Annotated in this window: 19 protein-coding genes and 4 tRNA genes; 7 read left to right on the forward strand and 16 right to left on the reverse strand. The window is 69.3% G+C overall.

The features are described from left to right. Positions 1–5: 5 nt before the first annotated feature. The 4 genes from B5F85_RS03940 to B5F85_RS03960 form a co-directional block, all read right to left on the reverse strand. On the reverse strand, positions 6–221 hold the full coding sequence (locus tag B5F85_RS03940) for a helix-turn-helix transcriptional regulator (RefSeq protein ID WP_087314593.1): 216 nt from the start codon (positions 219–221) through the stop codon (positions 6–8). A gap of 418 nt (positions 222–639) precedes the next feature. Further along, positions 640–716 (reverse strand) — tRNA-Pro (locus tag B5F85_RS03950). Positions 717–731: 15 nt separating this feature from the next. Then, on the reverse strand, positions 732–1607 hold the full coding sequence (locus B5F85_RS03955) for a 4-diphosphocytidyl-2C-methyl-D-erythritol kinase (protein ID WP_239386655.1): 876 nt from the start codon (positions 1605–1607) through the stop codon (positions 732–734). A 6-nt stretch (positions 1608–1613) separates the two neighbouring features. Further along, a complete protein-coding gene (locus B5F85_RS03960) occupies positions 1614–1910 on the reverse strand; it encodes a Veg family protein (protein ID WP_087314595.1) in 297 nt (98 codons plus the stop codon). Positions 1911–2104: 194 nt separating this feature from the next. Here B5F85_RS03960 and B5F85_RS03965 point away from each other — a divergent pair, with 194 nt between their 5' ends. Then, positions 2105–3178, forward strand: a complete 1074-nt coding sequence (locus B5F85_RS03965) for a Xaa-Pro peptidase family protein (protein ID WP_087314597.1) — start codon at positions 2105–2107, stop codon at positions 3176–3178. A gap of 80 nt (positions 3179–3258) precedes the next feature. Here the strand turns inward: B5F85_RS03965 and nagB are convergent, their stop codons facing one another. The 4 genes from nagB to B5F85_RS03985 all read right to left on the reverse strand — a co-directional run bounded on the left by nagB (position 3259) and on the right by B5F85_RS03985 (position 5816). Further along, the gene (gene nagB / locus B5F85_RS03970; RefSeq protein ID WP_087314599.1) at positions 3259–3993 is read right to left on the reverse strand and encodes a glucosamine-6-phosphate deaminase; all 735 of its coding nucleotides are present in this window, start codon (positions 3991–3993) and stop codon (positions 3259–3261) included. Positions 3994–4275: 282 nt separating this feature from the next. Beyond that, positions 4276–4899 carry an RdgB/HAM1 family non-canonical purine NTP pyrophosphatase gene (rdgB, locus tag B5F85_RS03975; protein ID WP_087314601.1) on the reverse strand — a complete coding sequence of 208 codons (624 nt, stop codon included), beginning with the start codon at positions 4897–4899 and terminating at the stop codon, positions 4276–4278. Between the two features lie 53 nt (positions 4900–4952). Then, positions 4953–5687 (reverse strand): ribonuclease PH, encoded by a 735-nt coding sequence (rph, locus tag B5F85_RS03980; protein WP_087314603.1) that lies wholly within the window; start codon positions 5685–5687, stop codon positions 4953–4955. 53 nt (positions 5688–5740) lie between these two features. After that, positions 5741–5816: transfer RNA gene (locus B5F85_RS03985), tRNA-Val, on the reverse strand. A gap of 65 nt (positions 5817–5881) precedes the next feature. Here B5F85_RS03985 and murE point away from each other — a divergent pair. From murE to yhbY, 3 genes are all read left to right on the forward strand, one after another. Further along, positions 5882–7432 carry a UDP-N-acetylmuramyl-tripeptide synthetase gene (gene murE, locus B5F85_RS03990; protein WP_087314605.1) on the forward strand — a complete coding sequence of 517 codons (1551 nt, stop codon included), beginning with the start codon at positions 5882–5884 and terminating at the stop codon, positions 7430–7432. A gap of 1 nt (position 7433) precedes the next feature. After that, complete coding sequence (locus tag B5F85_RS03995) at positions 7434–8303, forward strand: hypothetical protein (protein ID WP_087314607.1); 870 nt, start codon at positions 7434–7436, stop codon at positions 8301–8303. Positions 8304–8420: 117 nt separating this feature from the next. Then, the gene (gene yhbY, locus B5F85_RS04000) at positions 8421–8723 is read left to right on the forward strand and encodes a ribosome assembly RNA-binding protein YhbY (RefSeq protein ID WP_087314609.1); all 303 of its coding nucleotides are present in this window, start codon (positions 8421–8423) and stop codon (positions 8721–8723) included. Between the two features lie 219 nt (positions 8724–8942). On the opposite strand, the gene B5F85_RS04005 is transcribed toward yhbY, so the two are convergent. Then, the gene (locus B5F85_RS04005) at positions 8943–10157 is read right to left on the reverse strand and encodes an iron-containing alcohol dehydrogenase (protein WP_087314610.1); all 1215 of its coding nucleotides are present in this window, start codon (positions 10155–10157) and stop codon (positions 8943–8945) included. Between the two features lie 223 nt (positions 10158–10380). Here B5F85_RS04005 and B5F85_RS04010 point away from each other — a divergent pair, with 223 nt between their 5' ends. Both B5F85_RS04010 and B5F85_RS04015 read left to right on the forward strand, forming a co-directional pair. Further along, on the forward strand, positions 10381–11427 hold the full coding sequence (locus tag B5F85_RS04010) for a response regulator receiver protein (RefSeq protein WP_087314612.1): 1047 nt from the start codon (positions 10381–10383) through the stop codon (positions 11425–11427). Next, positions 11424–12383, forward strand: coding sequence for a hypothetical protein (locus B5F85_RS04015; RefSeq protein ID WP_087314613.1), 960 nt, complete (start codon positions 11424–11426; stop codon positions 12381–12383). The genes B5F85_RS04010 and B5F85_RS04015 overlap by 4 nt, the downstream gene beginning before the upstream one ends. Before the next feature lie 272 nt (positions 12384–12655). Here B5F85_RS04015 and B5F85_RS04020 read toward each other — a convergent pair. The 6 genes from B5F85_RS04020 to B5F85_RS04045 all read right to left on the reverse strand — a co-directional run bounded on the left by B5F85_RS04020 (position 12656) and on the right by B5F85_RS04045 (position 16600). Beyond that, a tRNA-Glu gene (locus tag B5F85_RS04020) sits at positions 12656–12731 on the reverse strand. A 93-nt stretch (positions 12732–12824) separates the two neighbouring features. After that, positions 12825–12909: transfer RNA gene (locus tag B5F85_RS04025), tRNA-Leu, on the reverse strand. Positions 12910–12928: 19 nt separating this feature from the next. Next, positions 12929–13942, reverse strand: a complete 1014-nt coding sequence (locus B5F85_RS04030) for a phosphatase (RefSeq protein ID WP_087314615.1) — start codon at positions 13940–13942, stop codon at positions 12929–12931. A gap of 2 nt (positions 13943–13944) precedes the next feature. Further along, on the reverse strand, positions 13945–14496 hold the full coding sequence (locus B5F85_RS04035) for a hypothetical protein (RefSeq protein ID WP_087314617.1): 552 nt from the start codon (positions 14494–14496) through the stop codon (positions 13945–13947). Between the two features lie 93 nt (positions 14497–14589). Beyond that, complete coding sequence (gene mazG, locus B5F85_RS04040; RefSeq protein ID WP_087314619.1) at positions 14590–15444, reverse strand: nucleoside triphosphate pyrophosphohydrolase; 855 nt, start codon at positions 15442–15444, stop codon at positions 14590–14592. 124 nt (positions 15445–15568) lie between these two features. Continuing rightward, positions 15569–16600 (reverse strand): GTP-binding protein, encoded by a 1032-nt coding sequence (locus B5F85_RS04045; RefSeq protein ID WP_087314621.1) that lies wholly within the window; start codon positions 16598–16600, stop codon positions 15569–15571. Between the two features lie 194 nt (positions 16601–16794). On the opposite strand from B5F85_RS04045, the gene B5F85_RS04050 reads away from it, so the two are divergent. Next, entirely contained in the window at positions 16795–17229 is a 435-nt protein-coding gene (locus B5F85_RS04050) for a DUF2442 domain-containing protein (RefSeq protein WP_087314623.1), read from the forward strand. 74 nt (positions 17230–17303) lie between these two features. On the opposite strand, the gene B5F85_RS04055 is transcribed toward B5F85_RS04050, so the two are convergent. Then, complete coding sequence (locus B5F85_RS04055; protein WP_087314625.1) at positions 17304–18362, reverse strand: NAD(P)-dependent alcohol dehydrogenase; 1059 nt, start codon at positions 18360–18362, stop codon at positions 17304–17306. Between the last annotated feature and the right edge of the window lie 157 nt (positions 18363–18519).

The following is an 18519-nucleotide window of genomic DNA, read 5'->3' on the forward strand; positions in this document are numbered from 1 at the left end:
CCGAACTAAAACTCGACGAGGTCGCGCACCCTGACGCCAGGCGCGTCGGCAATGCGGCACAGGACGTCGATTCCTATGCTGACCCTGCCCGTCTCCACCTCCCAGAGGTAGGACTGGTTCGTCGACGCCATGAGGGAGAGCTCTCGTTGTGAGAGCCCCGCCACCTCTCGCGCCTCCCGAATCCGCCGCCCGAGCAAGTCTCTTCGTCCTCTCGTATCCATAGGAAGCCCTCGCACGCATCGTCATCCATCGTCGTCTTGACCTTGCTGAACTCGTAGAGCACCACGCCGGGAGAGGTGAAGTCGCGGCACGCACAGACGATCTTGCCGTCGCGGTACCCCAGGCGGGTCTCGTGCGTCGGGATGCCGAGAAGCGCGTAGATGTGCGAGCCCAGGTACTCGGAGAGAGGCGATGAGGTATACGAGGGCAGCCCGCGTCCGCGAAGATCGCGCGTCGAGCGCGGGTACTTGGCGAGCCAGGGCTCCCCATCGATGAGGATGCCCTCCTTGCGTCCGGCACGACCGCCATAGAGGCGCCCAGATGGCGGGCAGTCACGCAGATCTGCGATCTCAATCTGGCCCAGCCTCTCCGGAACGCAAAAGGGGTCGGGGGCTTGCGCCCTCGACCCCTGTCATTTCGTGGTCGGGTTGACTGGATTCGAACCAGCGACCTCTCGGTCCCGAACCGAGCGCTCTACCAAGCTGAGCCACAACCCGTAGCGAGGGAGTATTCTAGCAGATTCCTCCGGCAAAACCAACAGTTTTTGTCGACCACGCGCGCCAGCCGTACTCCTCGGCGCGGCGCGCCAGCTCGTCTGCCGTCCCGACGCCGTCGCAGATCGCAAACGAGCACGTCCCCGACCCGCTCACCTGAGCGCCGAGCACGCCGGGCTGGGCGCGCAGCCACGACTCGACGACCCCCGCCTCGGGGCAGAGCGCACGGGCGGCCGGTGCGAGGTTGTTGTGGAGGCGCGCCGCCATGGCCGCGACGCTGCCGGAGGCAAGCGCGGCGCAGAGCGGCTCGGGAGCCACGGGCCTCTCGCCCGAGCGGTCGAACTCGGCATAGGCCTCGACCGTGGAGCCGCCCTCGGCGCGGGGCATGACCAGCACGAGCGGCATCTCGACGGCGGGAAACGAGCGCGCGCGGACGTCGCCGGCGCCCGAGAAGAGCGCGGGGCGCGGGTCGAGGAAGAAGGGCACGTCGGCCCCCACGCGGCGCGCCACCGCGATCACGCGCGGGTCGAGCGGGCTTACGCCCCAGCGCGTCGCCAGCGCGCGCAGCGTCGCGCCGGCGTCCGCCGACGAGCCGCCCAGGCCGGCGCGCTCGGGGATGCGCGCGCAGACGTCTATCCGGACGCGCGGCTCCACGCCGAGCGCCTCGGCGAGCAGGGCGGCGGCGCGCCACACGCCGGTCTTCTCGGCAGGGATCGAAAGCGGCGGGTCAAAGCTCACGGAGAGCTCGGGGGCGTCGCTTACGCTCACCGTGTCGCACAGCGCAACGGGCACCATCACGGAGTCGACGCGGTGATAGCCGCGCTCGTCCTTCTCGGCATGCACGCCGAGGTACAGGTTGACCTTGCAGGGGGTCGTGACGACCGTGGCGCCCACGGCCGGCTACTCGGCGACCGACTCGACGAAGTCGAAGAGGCGCTCGCCGGTCTCGATGTCGAAGAGCTCGACGGTGCCCGTGAGGACGTCGACGTACTGATACGACTGGCGGGCCGTGCGGCCGCGGCGCTCCTCGACCTCGACGATGAACAGCGACGGGTGCGCGTGGACGAGCGTGCCCGTGCGCTCCACGATGCGAGAGCGACCCATGTTGGCCTTGACCCTGAGACGCTTGCCCTCGAGGCTCTTGAGCTCATCGCGAATCTCGTCAACCCGATTGACGGGCGGAATCTCGTTCTCCATTTGGACCTCCACACGCCCCGTGGGCGGAACCCCCATAATTCCGGAACTTTTATCATATGGCCCCAGACAACGCCAGGCAACCGCCTCAACCATCTGTCATGAGAAGACCACGCCCATGGCCGGCGCGGCGGTGCTACACTGCCCGCAATCAGAGGTCCGCGGCGAGGCTGCCGCCGACGGGGGAAGGAGCCCACATGGACGAGCGCCGCCTTGCGCGCGTGAGAGCAAACCTGGCTGAGAGGGGCCTTGCGCAGGCTCTCATCGTGGACCCGCTGTCCATCTGGTGGCTCTGCGGGTACTACACCAAGCCCTACGAGCGCTTCCTCGCGCTGCTCGTGCCCGTCGAGGGCGAGCCGGTGCTCTTTGCCAACCGCCTCTTCCCCGACGCCTCCGGCTGCGGGGCGCGCGTGACGTGCTTCTCGGACACCGACGACCCCGTGGCGCTCGTTGCCGCCGAGACCGCGCACGACCTGCCGCTCGGCGTCGACAAGGACCTCGCGGCCCGCTGGCTCGTGCCGCTCATGGAGTCGCGCGCCGCGAGCGGTTTTGTGCTCGCCTCCGACGTGGTCGACGACGCGCGCTCGATCAAGGACGCCCGCGAGCAGGAGCTCATGCGCGCCGCCTCCGCCACCAACGACCGGGCGATGGCGTGGCTCGTGGAGCAGGTGCGCCCCGGCGCGACGGAGCGTCAGATCGCCGACGGCCTGCTCGCCGAGTACCGCCGCCTGGGCGCCGAGGGCCATTCCTTCTCGCCCATCGTGAGCTTTGGCGACCACGCGGCCGACCCGCACCACGAGCCGGACGACACTCCGTTTGTACCCGGCGACCTGGTGCTCTTTGACGTGGGCTGCCGCCGTGACTGGTACTGCTCGGACATGACGCGCACCTTCTTCACGGCCGAGCCCACCGAACACCAGCGCGCGGTCTACGAGGCCGTGCGTCGCGCCAACGAGGCGGCCGAGAAGATCGTGCGCCCCGGCGTGACGTTTGCCCAGATCGACCGCGCGGCGCGCCAGGTCATCGAGGACGCCGGCTGGGGACCCGCCTTCAACCACCGCCTGGGGCACCAGATCGGCCTCGTGGACCACGAGCCGGGCGACGTCTCGGCCGCGCACGACGAGCCGGTCCGCCCGGGGCAGTGCTTCTCCATCGAGCCGGGCATCTACCTGTCCGGGGACATGGGCGTGCGCATCGAGGACCTGGTGATCGTGACCGAGGACGGCTGCGAGGTGCTCAACAGCTACCCCAAGGGCCTCACGGTCCTGTAGGGTCGCCGCACCCAACAAAATGCCCCGGGCGGAGGCGAGAAGAACCTCCGCTCGGGGCTTGCTTCGTACTGTGGGCCGTCCTACTCGGCCGGGCAGAGCGAGAGCGCGGCCTCGTCGGCGACGACCACCACGTTGGGGTGCAGCTGCAGGATGGAGGCCTGGCAGGACGGGGTGATCGGGCCATAGATCATGTCGTGGACGGCCTGGGCCTTGACCTCGCCGTTGGCCATCACGAGGACCGTCTTGGCGGCCATGATGGTGCCGATGCCCATCGTGAAGGCCTGGCGCGGCACGTCGTCGATGCTGTCGAACAGGCGGCTGTTGGCCTGGATGGTGGACTCGGTCAGGTCGACGCAGTGGGTGCCCTTGACGAAGGCGTCGCCGGGCTCGTTGAAGCCGATGTGACCGTTGTTGCCGATGCCCAGGAGCTGCAGGTCCTGGCCGCCGGCGGCGGCGACGGCGGCGTCGTACTCGGCGCAGGCGGCCTCGTAGTCCTCCATGAGGCCGTCGGGCACGTGGGTGTTGGCCTTGTCGATGTTCACGTGATCGAAGAGGTTCACGTTCATGAAGTAGCGGTAGCTCTGGTCGTGCGTGCCGGGCAGGCCGCGGTACTCGTCGAGGTTGTAGGTCTTGACCTGGGAGAAGTCGAGGTCGCCAGCCTCATAGCCCTCGATGAGGCGCTTGTAGGCGCCGATGGGCGTGGAGCCGGTGGCAAGGCCGAGAACGCAGTCGGGCTTGGCGACGACCTGGGCGGCAATGATGTTGCCGGCCTTGCGGCTCATGTCCTCGTAATCCTTGGCGCGAACGATTCTCATAACGCATCCTTTCCATAGGCGGCGGGCTCCCCACCCGCCGCGCGGCCCCATCGGCCGCGGCCAATGTGACTGCGACCACCAGGGCGAGGCCGCCAAAAGCTATGAGAAGGACCGCCGAGTCGAGGCCCCTGCCCGTCCACGGCGTCCCGAGGCGCATCGCCCCGGACAATTCCTAATCTTGCCGCATTGCGGGAGCGCTTTGCCACCCATTTTGGCGAGCGGTCCAAAAACGTCCGCGGCGGGGGTTGAGGGTTGACAATATAACCTGACGTGATTGTCAACCTACAGCTTGGCGGCGAGGTCCTCGAGGGCGTGGAAGCGGTGCGAGATGAGGTTCTTCTCGTCCAGCGTGAGCTCCGCCATGGTCTTGCCCGGGGTCTCCTGCGGAAGGAACAGCGGGTCGTAGCCAAAGCCGTGGTCGCCGCGGGGGACGCGGCCCACCATGCCCTCGCAGTCGCCGTCGCCGCGCAGGACCTCGTCGCCGCGCACCAACACGACGCTCGAGTGGAAGCGCGCCGTGCGATCCTCGTCGGGGACGTCGGCCATCTGCTCCATAAGCTTCACGTTGTTGGCCTCGTCGTTGCCATGCTCGCCCGCCCAGCGTGCCGAGAAGATCCCCGGCGCGCCGTCGAGGGCGTCCACGCACAGGCCCGAGTCGTCGGCGACCGCCATGAGAAGGCCCGTCTCGGCCTGCGCGGCGCGCGCCTTGATGAGGGCGTTGTCGAAGAAGGTCTCCCCATCCTCCACCGGATCAGGGAAGTCCCCCAGCTCGCCGAGGGCCACAAAGCGCACGCCAGGCATGACCGGCGCGAGGATGGTCTCGATCTCCACGACCTTGTGCGCGTTGCCGGTGGCAACGACGACCGTGGCGGCGGGGTCGAGCTCGTTGATTGCGACCTGAGACATGTTTTCTCCTTTGATGTGGCGGCTTGACAATATAACCTGACGATACTGTCAAACTAGAGGCGGTAGCCGGTTGCTTGCGACTGGAGCTCCACGAGGCGCGCGACGCCGGCCTGCCCGAGGTCCAGCAGCTCGTCGAGCTGGGCGCGGTCGAGGGTGGCGCGCTCGCCGGTCCCCTGGACCTCGACGATGCGCCCGTCGCCGGTGCACACGAGGTTGAGGTCGACCTCGGCGTGGCTGTCCTCGGGGTAGTCGAGGTCGAGAAGGGCGCGCCCGTCGACAAAGCCCGCGGACACGGCGGCGACCTGCCCCGTGAGCGGCAGGCGCGGCAGCTGGCCGGCCTCCACGAGGCCGAGCAGCGCCTGGTGCAGCGCCACCCACGCGCCGGTGACCGAGGCCGTGCGCGTGCCGCCGTCGGCCTGGATCACGTCGCAGTCCAGCGTGATCGTGATCTCTCCCAGGCGGTCGAGGCGGCACACGGAGCGCAGGCTGCGCCCGATGAGCCGCTCGATCTCCATGGAGCGGCCCTTGCGGCCGCGGTGCTCGCGCGGGGTGCGGCGGCTCGTCGAGGCGGGCAGCATCGCGTACTCCGCCGTCACCCAGCCCGCATGGGCCCCCTTGCGCCAGGCGGGGACGCCCTGCTCGACCGTGGCGGAGCAGAGCACGCGCGTGTCGCCAAACTCCGCGAGGCACGAGCCGTCGGCGTTTTTCATCACGCCGGGCGTGAGCGTCACGGGGCGCATCTCGCCCGCGCCGCGCCCAAACGAGCGCGCGACCTCAATCTCTGCCATGGGACCTCCCTGCAAAGAGGCCCCGCCGCAACGCGACGGGGCCGTGACGTTTCTGGTGGGCGATGACGGGTTCGAACCGCCGACCTTGTGCGTGTAAGGCACCTGCGCTAGCCGCTGCGCCAATCGCCCGTGCGTCTGCAGTTTACCATGAGCCGCACGGGGCCGACCGCCTCCGTCTTGCCTATACTGGAGGCATGAACACGACTACGCTCACAGAGCTCGCCGGCGACCTTGCCGCCGCGGGCATCCTCTCCTCCCCCGCGCCGCGCGCAGACGTTGCCGTGACGGGCGCGTCCTGCGACTCCCGCGTCGTCTCCGCAGGGGAGCTCTTCGTCTGCAAGGGAGCCGCCTTCCGCCCCGCGTTTCTCGCGAGCGCCGTCGAGCGGGGAGCCGTCGCCTACCTCTGCGACGAGGCCCACGCCGCCGAGCTCGCGGACGTGGCTCCCGGCGTGCCCGCGCTCGTCACGTCCGACCTGCGCCGCGCCATGGCGCTCTGCTCGGCCCGGGCCTTTGGTCGGCCGGACCGAGACCTCAGGACCGTGGGCATCACGGGCACCAAGGGAAAGACGACCACCGCCTACATGCTCCGCTCGATCGTCGACGCCGCGTGCGGCGCGCGGTCGTGCGGGATGATCGGCACCGTCGAGACCTATGACGGCGTGGTCGACGAGCCGTCGAGAAACACCACGCCCGAGGCACCCGACCTCTGGCGCAACCTCGCCCACGCGCGCGACTCGCGCCTCTCCGCCCTCGTCATGGAGGTCTCGAGCCAGGCGCTCAAGTACGACCGCACCTTTGGCGTGGGGCTTGACGTCGCCTGCTTCCTCAACATCGGGCTCGACCACATCTCCCCCGTCGAGCACGCGGACTTCGAGGACTACTTCTCCTCCAAGCTCAAGATCTTCTCGCAGTGCGAGACCGCCGTCGTGAACCTCGACTCCGATCACGCGGACCGCATCCTCAAGGCCGCCTCCCGCGCGCCGCGGACCCTCACCTTTGGCATCGAGCGCCCCGAGGCGGACGCCTGGGCGGACGAGCTCGTCGCCTCCGAGGAGGGCGTGAGCTTCACCCTCCACCTGGACGGATGGGAGCGCCGCGTGGAGCTGCCCTTCCCCGGGAGCTTCAGCGCCTCCAACGCGCTGGCCGCCGCGCTCTGCGCGCACCTGCTGGGGATTGGCCCCGAAGACATCGTCCGCGGCCTCGCCGCCACGCGCGTACCCGGCCGCATGGAGTTCTACCACTCGCGCGACCGGCAGCTCACCGCGATCGTGGACTTCGCGCACAACCGGCTTGCCTTCGAGTCGCTCCTCTCGGCCGTTCGGGCGGCGTTCTCGGGCGCCCGGATCATCGCCGTCTTTGGCGCCGTGGGCGGCAAGGCGCAGGAGCGCCGCCACGAGCTGCCCAAGGCCGCGGCGCCCTTTGTCGACTACCTCGTCTTCACCACCGACGACCCCTGGACCGAGGACCCGCGCGACATCTGCCGCGAGATGGAGCGGGCGCTGCCGGACGGCTTCCCGCACGAGGTCATCATCGACCGCGAGGAAGCCGCGGCGCGCGCCTTCGAGCTGGCGGAGGGACGGCGCAGCGTGGTGCTGCTGCTCGCCAAGGGCCACGAGACGCGCATGCACATGCGCGACGGCTACGTGCCCTGCCTCTCCGACGGCGAGCTCGCCCGCCGCGGCATCGCCGCGCACGACCGGGCGCATTCCGCAGACGCCGACACCGACGCCCCCAGCGCCCGCTGAGATGTCCTCCCCCGCGCTCATCGGCATCGTCGCGGGCGAGCACGACCGTGCCGTCGCCTCGACGATGCTGCGCTGCGCGCTCGAGCGCGGGGAGCCCTACGCCCACGTTGGCGTGATCGGCGACCACGAGGTCTTTGATGGGGTGGAGTATCGGCGCGGCGCCGATGCCGCCGCTGATCTCGAGCGCATCGACGAGCACCTCGCCAACGCCCGCGCGGCCGGCCTCTCCCATCTCGTGCTGGGGCTGCCGAGCCGCGTCCCGGGAGGCCCCGACCTCCCCGAGCTCGACATGCTCTGCTCGATTGGGGCCGGCGGTGCCGGGACGGTGCGGACCGCCGAGCGCGGGCTGAGCTTCTCCTCGCGCGGGCCGCTCGCCGACGTGGGCTCGAGCGAGGAGCGTGCTGGCTATGGCTACGTGCAGTTTGTTGCTCACACGCCCTCTTGGGAGGGAGGCGTCGCCGTGCCCCTGCCCGGCGTCTTCAACGTGACGCCCGCGCTCGCCGCCATCACGGTCCTCGAGCTTCTGGGCGTACGCGGCCGCGAGGTCCAGGAGGGCCTCTGCATGGCCGCGACCCAGGGCCACGGGGAGCTGCTCTTCCCTCCCGAGCAGCACGTCTGCGCCGTCGTCGAGCAGAGCCGCGACCCGCGGGACCGCCGCCAGATCGTCGAGGCCGCCCGTCAGGAGTTCGAGGGCTTCTCCACGGAGGTCGTCACGGAGCTCGCGGGGATCGAGCCGGCCGTCGCGCGCGGCCACGCCCGGGCGAGAAGCACGTTGCTGGTTCTTCTCGGCCGGCCCGGCGAGGCCTACGCCGACGCCTTCCAGGCCGCGGTCCGCCGTCACTTTGCGTGGAGCACGCCACCACGGGGCTGAGACAGCCGTTCGCAAGCTCCCGTTGTTTTGCGGAGAACCTTCTGGCGGCGCGGCGTCCGCCTGTCCTTTGCGCCGCATGTCGGGTATCGTGGATACCCCCGTTTGGAAGGAGAGGACGTGACGCTCAAGGGAAGGCAGGTCAGGCAGCTTCGCAGTCTGGCCCATCATCTGGAGCCTGTGATCATCGTCGGCAAGGCCGACGTCAACGAAGGGACCGTCGACCAGGCGGACAAGGCGCTCGAGGCGCGCGAGCTCATCAAGTGCTCCGTGCTCGAGTCCTCGAGCCTCGACGTGCGCGAGGCCGCCGAGGAGCTGGCGGAGCGCTGCCACGCCGAGCTCGTGCAGGTCATCGGCCGCAGGTTCGTCCTGTACCGAGAGACGAGCCGCGAGGGCGTCGAGAAGATCCAGCTCGTGCCGTAGCCGCGCGGGCGCGGCTGGCGCGGCTGACGCGATGGGCGCGCTTAGGCTTCCGCGCCCATCGCAGCGCGCGGGCCGGATTCGCTTACAATCCGCCACACGTCGCACGCCGCGGAGGCCCCGGCGCGACGGCGACCCGGCGGCGCCGAAAAAGGGGGCCGGACCCGTGAGCCCGACCCCCAAAGTTTCGCTGACAAGCAGCGCGCGAGAAGTGCCTGCGACTTAGAAGTCCACGTCGACGTCGTTGTAGACGCACTCGAGGAGCTTCTCCATCTCCTCGGGCGTGGGCTGGCGCGGGTTGGAGCCGGTGCAGGCGTCGCCGATGGCGTCAACGGCGATGCGGGACTTCTTCTCCTCGAACTCGGCGTAGTCGATGATGGACTCGTCGGCCTTCACGCCGCCCTTGCCGTAGTTCTTGATGCCCTGCGGGATGTCCAGCTTGTCGTTGAGGTCGCGGATCTCCTGCACGAGGGCGGCAACGAGCTCGTCCTCGGTCTCGCCGGCGAGGTGCAGGACCTCCTTGGCGATGTAGGCGTAGCGGCTCTTGGCGCGGGCGTCCTTGGCGTTGAACTGGATGACCTTGCCGAGGTACATGGCGTTGGCGCAGCCGTGGATGATGTGGTCGCCGGTGAAGGCGGCGCCGGTCTTGTGCGCCATGGAGTGCACGATGCCGAGCAGGCCGCTCGAGAAGGCGATGCCGGCGATGCACTGGGCCTCGTGCATGTGCTGACGGGCCTCCTTGTCGCCGGTGTAGGACTTGGGCAGCCACTCGACGATCTCGCGGATGGCGTGGAGGGCGTTGGCGTCGGTGAACATGGAGCCCGCGGTGGAGACGTAGGCCTCGATGGCGTGGGTCAGCGCGTCCATGCCGGTGTGGGCGCAGAGCTTCTGCGGCATGGTGTAGGTGAGCTCGGGGTCGACGATGGCCACGTCAGGCGTGATGTTGAAGTCGGCGAGCGGGTACTTGATGCCCTTCTCGTAGTCCGTGATGACGGAGAAGGCCGTGACCTCGGTGGCCGTGCCGGAGGTGGAGGCGATGGCGCAGAACTTGGCCTTGGTGCGCAGCTCCGGGAAGGAGAACGGGACGATGGCCTGCTCGAAGGTCTCCTCGGGGTACTCGTAGAAGAGCCACATGGCCTTGGCAGCGTCGATCGGGGAGCCGCCGCCGATGGCGACGATCCAGTCGGGCTGGAAGGCCTCCATGGCCTTGGCGCCCTTCATGACGGTCTCGACGGACGGGTCGGACTCGACGCCCTCGAAGATCTGGACCTCGAAGCCGGCCTCCTTGAGGTCAGCCTCAACGTCCTGCAGGAAGCCGCCGCGGCGCATGGAGCCGCCGCCGGTCACGATCATGGCCTTGGAGCCCTTGAGGTTCTTGACCTCGTGGCGGGCACCCTCGCCAAAGTACAGGTCACGCGGGTTGGTGAAACGTCCCATAACACTCCTCCAATTCCTGTGCCGTCGCCCCCGCGACGGATCTCAAACAGGGTTCTCCCCCTGTTTTTTACCGAACGAGAAGTACCGCGACCCGGCCACCAAAACTCCATGACTCGAGCCGCACACAGCATAGCAGAAACGCATTGGCAACAGACCTCTTTTTCGCCGCGCGGCGAACGGTCGCGCGCGGCTCCGCTACCATAGGACGCGAGAGGAGAACGAGATGGCGCACAACCCACAGCGCGAGGACTACCAGCGGCTCAGCCTGCGCTTTGCCCGCGAGCTTGACCGGCTCGACCCGGGCGAGGCGACGCGCGCGTTCGCGAGCTTTGGCCGGCGGTTTGCCCAGGACCGCGACAGCCTCCCGCAGTCGGACGCCGACCGCGCCTTCCACCTTGTGGTCCTTGCGACCGAGGTCGTTGACTACCAGCTCCCCTTTGCGACCGACGAGCAGGCGCCGGGCCTCATCAAGCGCGGGCGCGACCTCCTTGACGAGGCGCTCTCCCTTGACCCCGCCTGCCACGACGCAGCGCGCATGCGCTCCTCCTCCGAGGCGCCCTCCGTCGAGGCGCGCTACCGCCACCTCGCCGAGCGTGCCGACGAGGTCCGCGCCTCGTGCGAGCGGGCGCGCGACGAGGCCGTCGCCGGTCTCGACGACGAGCGCGCGAGCCTCGCCGCAGACATCGCGATGCGGCCATACCTGCGCTGGCTGGCGTCGCTTGCCGAGGAGGCGCTCATCTGCGGCCGCAACCGCGTCGCCGCCGACGTCGCCGAGCGGCTCCTGCGCCTGGACGCCCGCGACCTCTCCGACGCCCGCTTCACGCTCGCCTACGCGCTCGCCAAGCTCGAGGACGAGGACGGCCTCGCCGAGCTCGAGCGGCGCTACGCCTCGATCTCTCCCCTGCGCGGGCCCGATGACGCCTGGATCTTGCTCGCCCGCATCGCGCTCGCTCACAAGCGCTGCGACTTCGAGCGCGCCCGCGCCGACCTCTCCCGCCTGCTCTCGACCTACGCCGGCGCGGCGGGGACGCTCATCCGCCAGGTCGAGCTGCCCGACGGCGAGTTCGCCCGTCTCCGCGTGCGACCCTACAGCGAAGACGAGCTCATCCTCGCCGTGAGCGAGGGCATCGTCTTGCTCCAGGAGGGCAACGACCGCAGCGGCAAGGGCGTGCTCGGCACGTGGGTGGCACGCGAGGTCGCGCGCCTCGACCCCGAGGCGGCGCGCGAGGCGGCGCAGGCCGCGCGGCGAGAGGGGGCGCAGCAGGCATGAACGCGTGGGACGAGCTGGTGCAGCGCTGTGCCCTCAGGCGGCGCGACAAGATCGGCCCGCTCTCCGACGAGGCCTACGCCGAGCTCCTGCTCGCCGTCCGCGCCGACCCGGAGGCGTTTGTCGACACCTCGGTCGAGCGCTCCGCCCTCGTGATGGCGCGCGCCCTCGACGCGTACCGGGCGAGCTGCCGAGACGACGACCTCCTCGACGACGCGGCCTACGAGGCCGAGCGCGCCCGCCGGCTGGCCGCGCTCCACGCGGAGTGCGTGCTCGCGCGCGAGATCGACGAGAGCAGCCTCGACGCCAACCTGATGCAGCTGCTCACCGCCGACCTCGAGCCCGACCCCCTGCTCGAGGGGCTCCTTGAGCTCGAAAAGGACTTCTCCTGCGACGAGCCTCCCGCAGGCGACGCCTGGGACGACGTCTTCTATCGTCCCCACCTGCGCCTTCGTGCCGCCGTCGCGCGCACCTGCGCCGACAGCGCGCGCTTCAAGATGGCCCGCGACGCCGCGCTCTCGGTGATCGATGCCTCCCCGAGCGACCCGCTCGGCGCGCGGCACACCTGCATGCTCGCGTATGCCCGGCTCGAGGACGAGGCGGGCTTCGACGCCGTGAGCGCGCGCTTCTCGCGTCAGGAGAGCTCGTGGTCGCACCTCGCGCGCGCGATCATGCTCTACAAGCTCGACCGGATGCCGGCTGCCCGGCGCGCCCTGCGCGGGTTCGACGGCCTTTGTCCCGGCGGGGCCTACGCTCTGCTGCGCCCCACCTACGTGGAGCTCTACCTGCCCGACCGCCCCGAGGTGGCTCCCTGCAGCTTCGAGGAGAGCATGCTCGCGGTCCGCGAGGCGGAGCCCGTCATCGCCGACACGCCCGACTTCATCCCCTGGTGCCAGGATCAGGAGTGGCTCGTGGCGAGCGCGGCGCGCTTTGCCGAGGGCCACGACCTGGACTGGTAGCGGCCGCACGGTTCTTCTCGCCCGCGGGACGGAGCACCCGGGCCGCCTTGAGCTTTGAGCCTTTAGGGTATGTACACCCGCGCCTCAGGGTATGTACACGGTCCGATTTGAGACCAATAGCATTTGCGCAGGTAGATTGAGTGACGAGAAGAGCCGAGAGGCCGGAAAAGTGTACAAACCCTGAGAGCAGGGTGTACAAACCCTCGCGGGGCCCGGCAAGGTGCGCACGAAAGAGGCCCGGACCGCGCGTGACGGTCCGGGCCGCTGTGTCATGGTGCCCCCAACGGGAGTCGAACCCGTGTCGTCGCCTTGAAAGGGCGATGTCCTAGGCCACTAGACGATGGGGACGCACGGCAGAGTATACCAGAGGGCGGGCGAGAAGAACGTGGGCCCGAGACGTCGCCTAGGGGCGGTGGGCCTCCGCGTTCGCAGAGGCGTCGTTGGTAGGGGCGGTGGGACTCGAACCCACAATCCTTTCGGCCGAAGATTTTAAGTCTCCTGCGTATGCCAGTTCCGCCACGCCCCCGCGTGCGACTCAGAACATCCTAGCGCAGCGGGCGCATCGTGGGCTTCCAGATCACCGGCGAGTCCTCGCCGGTAAGCGCCGCCGCAGCCGTGGTCGCCAGGCCAAAGAGCAGGTCGGACTCGCTAGCGAGCAGCTCGGTGAAGCCAGTCTGGCGCATGAGCTCGGAGATGGCCACCACGCCGCCCAGGATGACCGGGGCGCGCTTGGCCTGAAGTCCCGGCAGCTCGGCGCGCTGCTCGACCGTCATACCCGCGAGGCGCCGCTCCAGCGTCTCGACCTCCTCGAGCGTGATCTTGCCGAGGTGGACGCGCGAGGAGTCGTAGGGCTCGAGCTCGAGGTTCATGGCAACGAGGCTCGTCACGGTGCCACCGCACACCACGAGCCGCTCGGGCGCGCCCTCGACGGCGCGCTCGGGGCCGGCGGCGACAAGCCCGCCCTCCTCGATGACGGGGGCAAAGGCCGCGGCCGCAAAGGCGTGCGCCGCCTCGAGGTCGGCCGTCGCGGGAAGGGGCTCCGCGGAGAGGTACTTCTCGGTCACGCGACGGCACCCCACGTCGACGGATCGAACAAAGCCGAGGTCAAGCGCACCATCGGTACGCAGCGACCCCAGCGCGAGCTCCGTGGAGCCGCCGCCGTTGTCCGCCACGAGGATGCGCGTGCCGGGAAAGTCGCGCGCGACGCCCAAAAACGTGAGGGCGCCCTCGATCTCGCCGGGGATGACGATGGGGTCGAGCCCCAGGGAGTCGAGCGCCGCGCCCAGCTCGCAGGCGTTCTCGGCGTCGCGGGCCGCGCTCGTGAGGGTGCAGCACGCCGCCTCGGCGCCGGCTTCGCGGGCGGAGTCGACGTAGCCGCGCACGCAGGCAAAGACGCGGCCCATGGCCTCCTCCGAGAGGCGGCCGGTGGCGTCCACGCCCTCGCCGAGGTTGCAGATCTCCGAGTGCTTGGCCAGGCGCACCACGCGCCCGTGCTCAACGTCCGCGACGGCGAGGCGCGCGGTCACGGTCCCGATGTCGATGCAGGCCACGCGGCGCATGCTCACTCCTCACCGTATCTGAAGACAAAGTCGCCCAGGGAGAGGTACCACGGGAGCTCCTCGGACTCGGGCGCGGCACCGTCTTCCTCGGGCAGGCCGACGGCCTTCACGCCCGACTCGCCCTCGTTGACGTAGCCGCGCTTGCGCGCCTCGTCCTCGATGCCCTCGCGGGTCTGGAGACGGTCGATGTCGCCCTGGTACTCGTCGATGCTCTCGTTGAGGCCGTCAAGGGTCTCCTGCTTTATGCCCTGGTCGCGCCAGGCGCAGTAGAGCCCCCTGGCCGGCCCGTACAGCGCCACGAGCACGACGAGCGTCACCGCGACCACGGCGAGGGGCACGGCGGCGCTGCCGAGGCTGTCCAGCGCGTCCGCGGCGCGCTCCCTCACGGAGCGTGCCGGCGCGCCCGCCTTGGGGGAGCTCTTCTTTGGCTTGGAGACGGCCTTGGGGGCAGGCTTTCGCGCACGCGACGTGGGGGTCGCGCGACGCGCGGGCTTGCGCGCCGACTTGCTCGCGGCGCCGCCCGTCATGGTGGCCGTCATGGTCTTCTCGCTCATGCCCGCTTCGTTTCTCGCTCGGTTCTGGCAGGGCCGCGGCCAAAGGGCCGCTCACACCCGTTATACCAGACGCACGCGCGCGGACGGGGCGCGTCAGGACATCTCCTCCGCCTTCGCACGGTCCCAAAGCTCGTTCAGGGCCTCGGTGCCAATGCCCTCGAGGTCAAGGCCCTCCTTCGCGGCGAGCTCCTCCATGCGGGCCCAGCGCGCCCTGAACTTGCGGTTGGCGTGCGCGAGCGCCTCCTCGGCGTCGATCCCCTCCCAGCGGGCCACGTTCACCAGCGAGAAGAGCAGGTCGCCAAACTCCGCGGCGCGCTCCGGGGAGCCGGGCGCCTCGCGCTCGAACTCCGCGCGCTCCTCTGCGACCTTGTCCCAGACGCCCTCCACGCTGGGCCACTCAAAGCCCGCCTTGGCCGCGCGCTTGGAGATCTTTTGGCACTGCATGAGCGCCGGCAGGGAGCGCGGCACGGAGTCGAGAAGCCCCTGGGGCTGCGCGTCCTTCTCGCCCGAGGCCGCGCGCTCGGCGGCCTTGACCTCGTCCCAGATGTCCTGGACCTCGTTGCCGTCGCCCGCCGAGACGTGCTCGCCAAAGACGTGCGGGTGGCGGCGCACGAGCTTCTCGTTGAGGCCGTGGACCACGTCGTCGATGGTGAAGGCACCCTCGTCGGCCGCGATCTGCGCGTGCAGGACCACCTGCTCCAGGACGTCTCCGAGCTCCTCCACCAGGTGGGCCGTATCATCTGCCTCGATGGCCTCAACGGCCTCGTAGGCCTCCTCGACCATGTGCTTGGTGATGGAGCGGTGCGTCTGCTCGCGGTCCCACGGGCAGCCGTCGGGCTGACGCAGGCGCCACATCGTGCGCACGAGGCGGTCGAACTCGAGGTGGGTGGTCGGCGCGCCGGGACGCGCGGCGTTCTCGGCGTCGACGCGGTCTGCGGTCTGGGACATGCGCGTTCCTCTCTGTTAGTTGGGGACAGTCCCCAATTTACATAAAACATTTGTGTGAATTGGGGACTGTCCCCAATTCACAGAGTGACGCGGCGGGCGGGATTCCGCAAGCGAGAAGAACGCGCTACTCGTGGTGATGGTGGTCGTGGTGATGGTGGTCGTGGTGGTCGTGGCGGTGCCCGTAGTCGAGCGACTCGTCATCGGCCGCCTCCGCGTGACCCGCGGCAACGGCGTCGCGCACGAGCGGCAGCAGCGTCTCGCGCAGCCAGGGCCTGCGCACCTCGGGCCCGATGAACGCCGCGATCGCGCCGTCCTTCTCGCCCTCCGCGGGCGGCTCGGCGCCGGTGACGGACCACGCCCGGTCCACCACGTCAAAGCGCAGCCACTGGCCGCCGCAGGGCAGCACGCCCTTGGCGCGCACGACCTCGCCAAAGACGCCCGCGACCAGCGCGTCCAAAAACCACAGCAGGTGATTCTCGGTAGGCAGCGACACCCCCGCCAAAGACAGGCTCTCGAACTCGTCCTCCGCGGGCGCCGCATCCGGGCGCGCCGCGGAGCGCCCCGGGTCCAAGTCGCGCTCAAGCAGCGCCGAGAAGAACTCGTCGGGCAGCCGGTCGTACGGGACGTCCACGATCCGGGCGGCAGGGTTCTTCTCGGCAACCCACGCCCGCGCGGCGCTGACCTGGCCCGGGCCCGCGTGCTGCACCTTGGAGAGCACCACCACGGGCGCCGTGGCAACCTGGTCGAGATAGATGTCAGAGAACCGCTCGCGCTGGCGCTCCCAGGCGACCGCGTCCACGACCACGAGCGGCGCGAGCAGCGAGATGCGCTCGTAGCTCACCTGGTCGACGTTCTCCAGCACGCTGGAGAGGCGCGCGACGCCCGTGGGCTCCACGACCAGGTACTCGGGGTCCAGCGTGTTGGCGATCGTGAGCACGGACGCGGCGAAGTCCTGCTTTCCCGAGCAGCAGATGCAGTTCTCGGTGGACTCCCAGACAGAGAGCTCGTCGGTCTTTGAGAGGACCTTGGCGTCGATGTCCGCCTGACCGTACTCGTTCTCGTAGACCACGAAGTCGCGCCCGGTGCGGCGGGCGAGCTCCTGGATGAACGTCGTCTTCCCGGCCCCGAGGAAGCCGGACACCACCAGCACGCGCATGTTAGCCTCCTCACAACCAGGTGCACCAATCAGCCGGAGCGCATCGATTCTCTCACATGTTGGTTGGGACCACGCTCCTACCATTATCTCGCAGCGTTAGCCCATCCATTCTGGCCCTGATCCGCATGGCCACACTTTGCAATATCACGATATCGTGATATTCTCTCTATACGAGAGAGATTGGGAGCCCACCCATGTTTCACAAGATAAAGGACGTGACGCCCCTGCCCGACCTTCGCCTGCGCGTGCTGTTTGCCAACGGGACGACCAAGCTCTACGATGCAACGCCACTCACCGAGCACCTCGACGCCTTCCAGGAGCTCAGGAGGGGTCACCTGTTCGAGGACGTAGAGGTCGACGCCGGCGGATACGGCGTCTCGTGGAACGACGACCTCGACCTCTCCTGCGACGAGATCTGGGAGCACGGCGAGCCCATAACGACGGAGTTCGACGGCCTGATGTCGTTCGCCGACGCGAGCGACCTCTGGGGACTCAGCGAATCCACGCTCCGCAAGGCGGTCTCGTACGGCAAGATCGTCGCCGGCGTCGACGCGAGGAAGTTTGGCAAGCAGTGGGTCGTCACCTCCGCCGCCATGCACAGGGAGTACGGGGAGCCGCTGAGCGCCTAGATGCATGAGACCCCCAGCCAAAACGAGCGGGCGAGGGCCGAGAAGGACCCCCGCCCGCAGCTCACCCTAAAGCGCTAGTCGATGACGACGACCGGCTTGATGAGGTCGGCCGGCTTGTCGCGCATGAGGAAGAGCGCCTCCTCCAGGTGGTCCCAGCCGTGGAAGACGTGGGTGGAGAGCGGCGCCACGTCCAGGCGGCCGGAGCTCACGAGCGCACCGAGCTTCTCCATGCGCAGGCGGCCGCCGGGCATGAGGCCGCCGCGGATGTCCTTGTGGCCCATGCCGACGCCCCACTCCACGCGCGGGATGGTGACGAAGTCGCCGCCACCGAGGTAGTTGACGTTGCCGATCTTGCCGCCGGGCTTGAGGGCCTTGACGGCGTCCTCGAAGGTCTGGCAGCCGCCACCGGCCACGATCACGCGGTCGACGCCCTTGCCGTCGGTCATCTCGAGGACCTGCTCGGCGATCGGGCCGTTCTTGTAGGAGATGAACTCGGTGGCGCCGTAGCCCTTGGCCGCCTCGACGCAGTTGGGACGCGTGCCCACGGCGATGATGCGGGAGGCGCCGCGCAGGTTGGCGCCGGCGACGCTCATGAGGCCGACGGGGCCGATGCCGATGACGAGGACCTCATCGCCAAACTGCACGTCGGCGAGCTCGACGCCGTGGAAGCCGGTCGGGACCATGTCGGAGAGCATGCAGGCGTCGACGGGGTTGATGTTCTCGGGCAGGTGGGCGAGGTTGCCGTCGGCGTCGTTGACGTGGAAGAACTCGCCGAAGACGCCGTCCTTGAAGTTGGAGAACTTCCAGCCCGCGAGCATGCCGCCGGAGTGCATGGAGTAACCGGCCTGGGCCTCGAGGGAGTTCCAGTCGGGGGTGATGGCGGGGATGAGAACCTTGTCGCCGGGCTTGAAGTCGCGGACGAGCTCGCCGACCTCATCGACGACGCCGCAGGCCTCGTGGCCCAGAATCATGTTGTGGCGCTCGCCGATGGCGCCCTCCCAGAGCGTGTGCACGTCCGACGTACAGATGGCGACGGCCAGCGGACGGACGATCGCGTCCATCGGCCCGCACGCCGGGCGCTCCTTCTCGATCCAGCCGGACTCGCCGATCTTGAGCATTGCGTAACCCTTCATGGGCACACCCCTTTCGGTCGGTGGTTCCCTGCCCCCGCGGCGCGGAGGCCCTACCGGGTCCCGTACCCACCATCGCGCCCCGGCAGACCCTCGGGGCGGCGAACGATATATGTGGCATCGCGAGTGGCAATTCTGGCGGGCGGGGCGCGAGGCGGCG

The organism is Olsenella sp. An293 (assembly GCF_002159495.1).
In the GTDB taxonomy this organism is placed as follows: Bacteria; Actinomycetota; Coriobacteriia; order Coriobacteriales; family Atopobiaceae; genus Thermophilibacter.

Coding starts and splice junctions, on each gene's coding strand:
- mazG (WP_087314619.1), bottom strand. CDS start 15,444: ATGTCCCAGACCGCAGACCGCGTCGACGCCGAGAACGCCGCGCGTCCC.
- B5F85_RS04005 (WP_087314610.1), bottom strand. CDS start 10,157: ATGGGACGTTTCACCAACCCGCGTGACCTGTACTTTGGCGAGGGTGCC.
- B5F85_RS04010 (WP_087314612.1), top strand. CDS start 10,381: ATGGCGCACAACCCACAGCGCGAGGACTACCAGCGGCTCAGCCTGCGC.
- rph (WP_087314603.1), bottom strand. CDS start 5,687: ATGGCAGAGATTGAGGTCGCGCGCTCGTTTGGGCGCGGCGCGGGCGAG.
- B5F85_RS04015 (WP_087314613.1), top strand. CDS start 11,424: ATGAACGCGTGGGACGAGCTGGTGCAGCGCTGTGCCCTCAGGCGGCGC.
- B5F85_RS04035 (WP_087314617.1), bottom strand. CDS start 14,496: ATGAGCGAGAAGACCATGACGGCCACCATGACGGGCGGCGCCGCGAGC.
- rdgB (WP_087314601.1), bottom strand. CDS start 4,899: ATGTCTCAGGTCGCAATCAACGAGCTCGACCCCGCCGCCACGGTCGTC.
- B5F85_RS04050 (WP_087314623.1), top strand. CDS start 16,795: ATGTTTCACAAGATAAAGGACGTGACGCCCCTGCCCGACCTTCGCCTG.
- B5F85_RS03965 (WP_087314597.1), top strand. CDS start 2,105: ATGGACGAGCGCCGCCTTGCGCGCGTGAGAGCAAACCTGGCTGAGAGG.
- nagB (WP_087314599.1), bottom strand. CDS start 3,993: ATGAGAATCGTTCGCGCCAAGGATTACGAGGACATGAGCCGCAAGGCC.
- B5F85_RS04045 (WP_087314621.1), bottom strand. CDS start 16,600: ATGCGCGTGCTGGTGGTGTCCGGCTTCCTCGGGGCCGGGAAGACGACG.
- B5F85_RS04030 (WP_087314615.1), bottom strand. CDS start 13,942: ATGCGCCGCGTGGCCTGCATCGACATCGGGACCGTGACCGCGCGCCTC.
- B5F85_RS03995 (WP_087314607.1), top strand. CDS start 7,434: ATGTCCTCCCCCGCGCTCATCGGCATCGTCGCGGGCGAGCACGACCGT.
- B5F85_RS03960 (WP_087314595.1), bottom strand. CDS start 1,910: ATGGAGAACGAGATTCCGCCCGTCAATCGGGTTGACGAGATTCGCGAT.
- murE (WP_087314605.1), top strand. CDS start 5,882: ATGAACACGACTACGCTCACAGAGCTCGCCGGCGACCTTGCCGCCGCG.
- B5F85_RS04055 (WP_087314625.1), bottom strand. CDS start 18,362: ATGAAGGGTTACGCAATGCTCAAGATCGGCGAGTCCGGCTGGATCGAG.
- B5F85_RS03940 (WP_087314593.1), bottom strand. CDS start 221: ATGGATACGAGAGGACGAAGAGACTTGCTCGGGCGGCGGATTCGGGAG.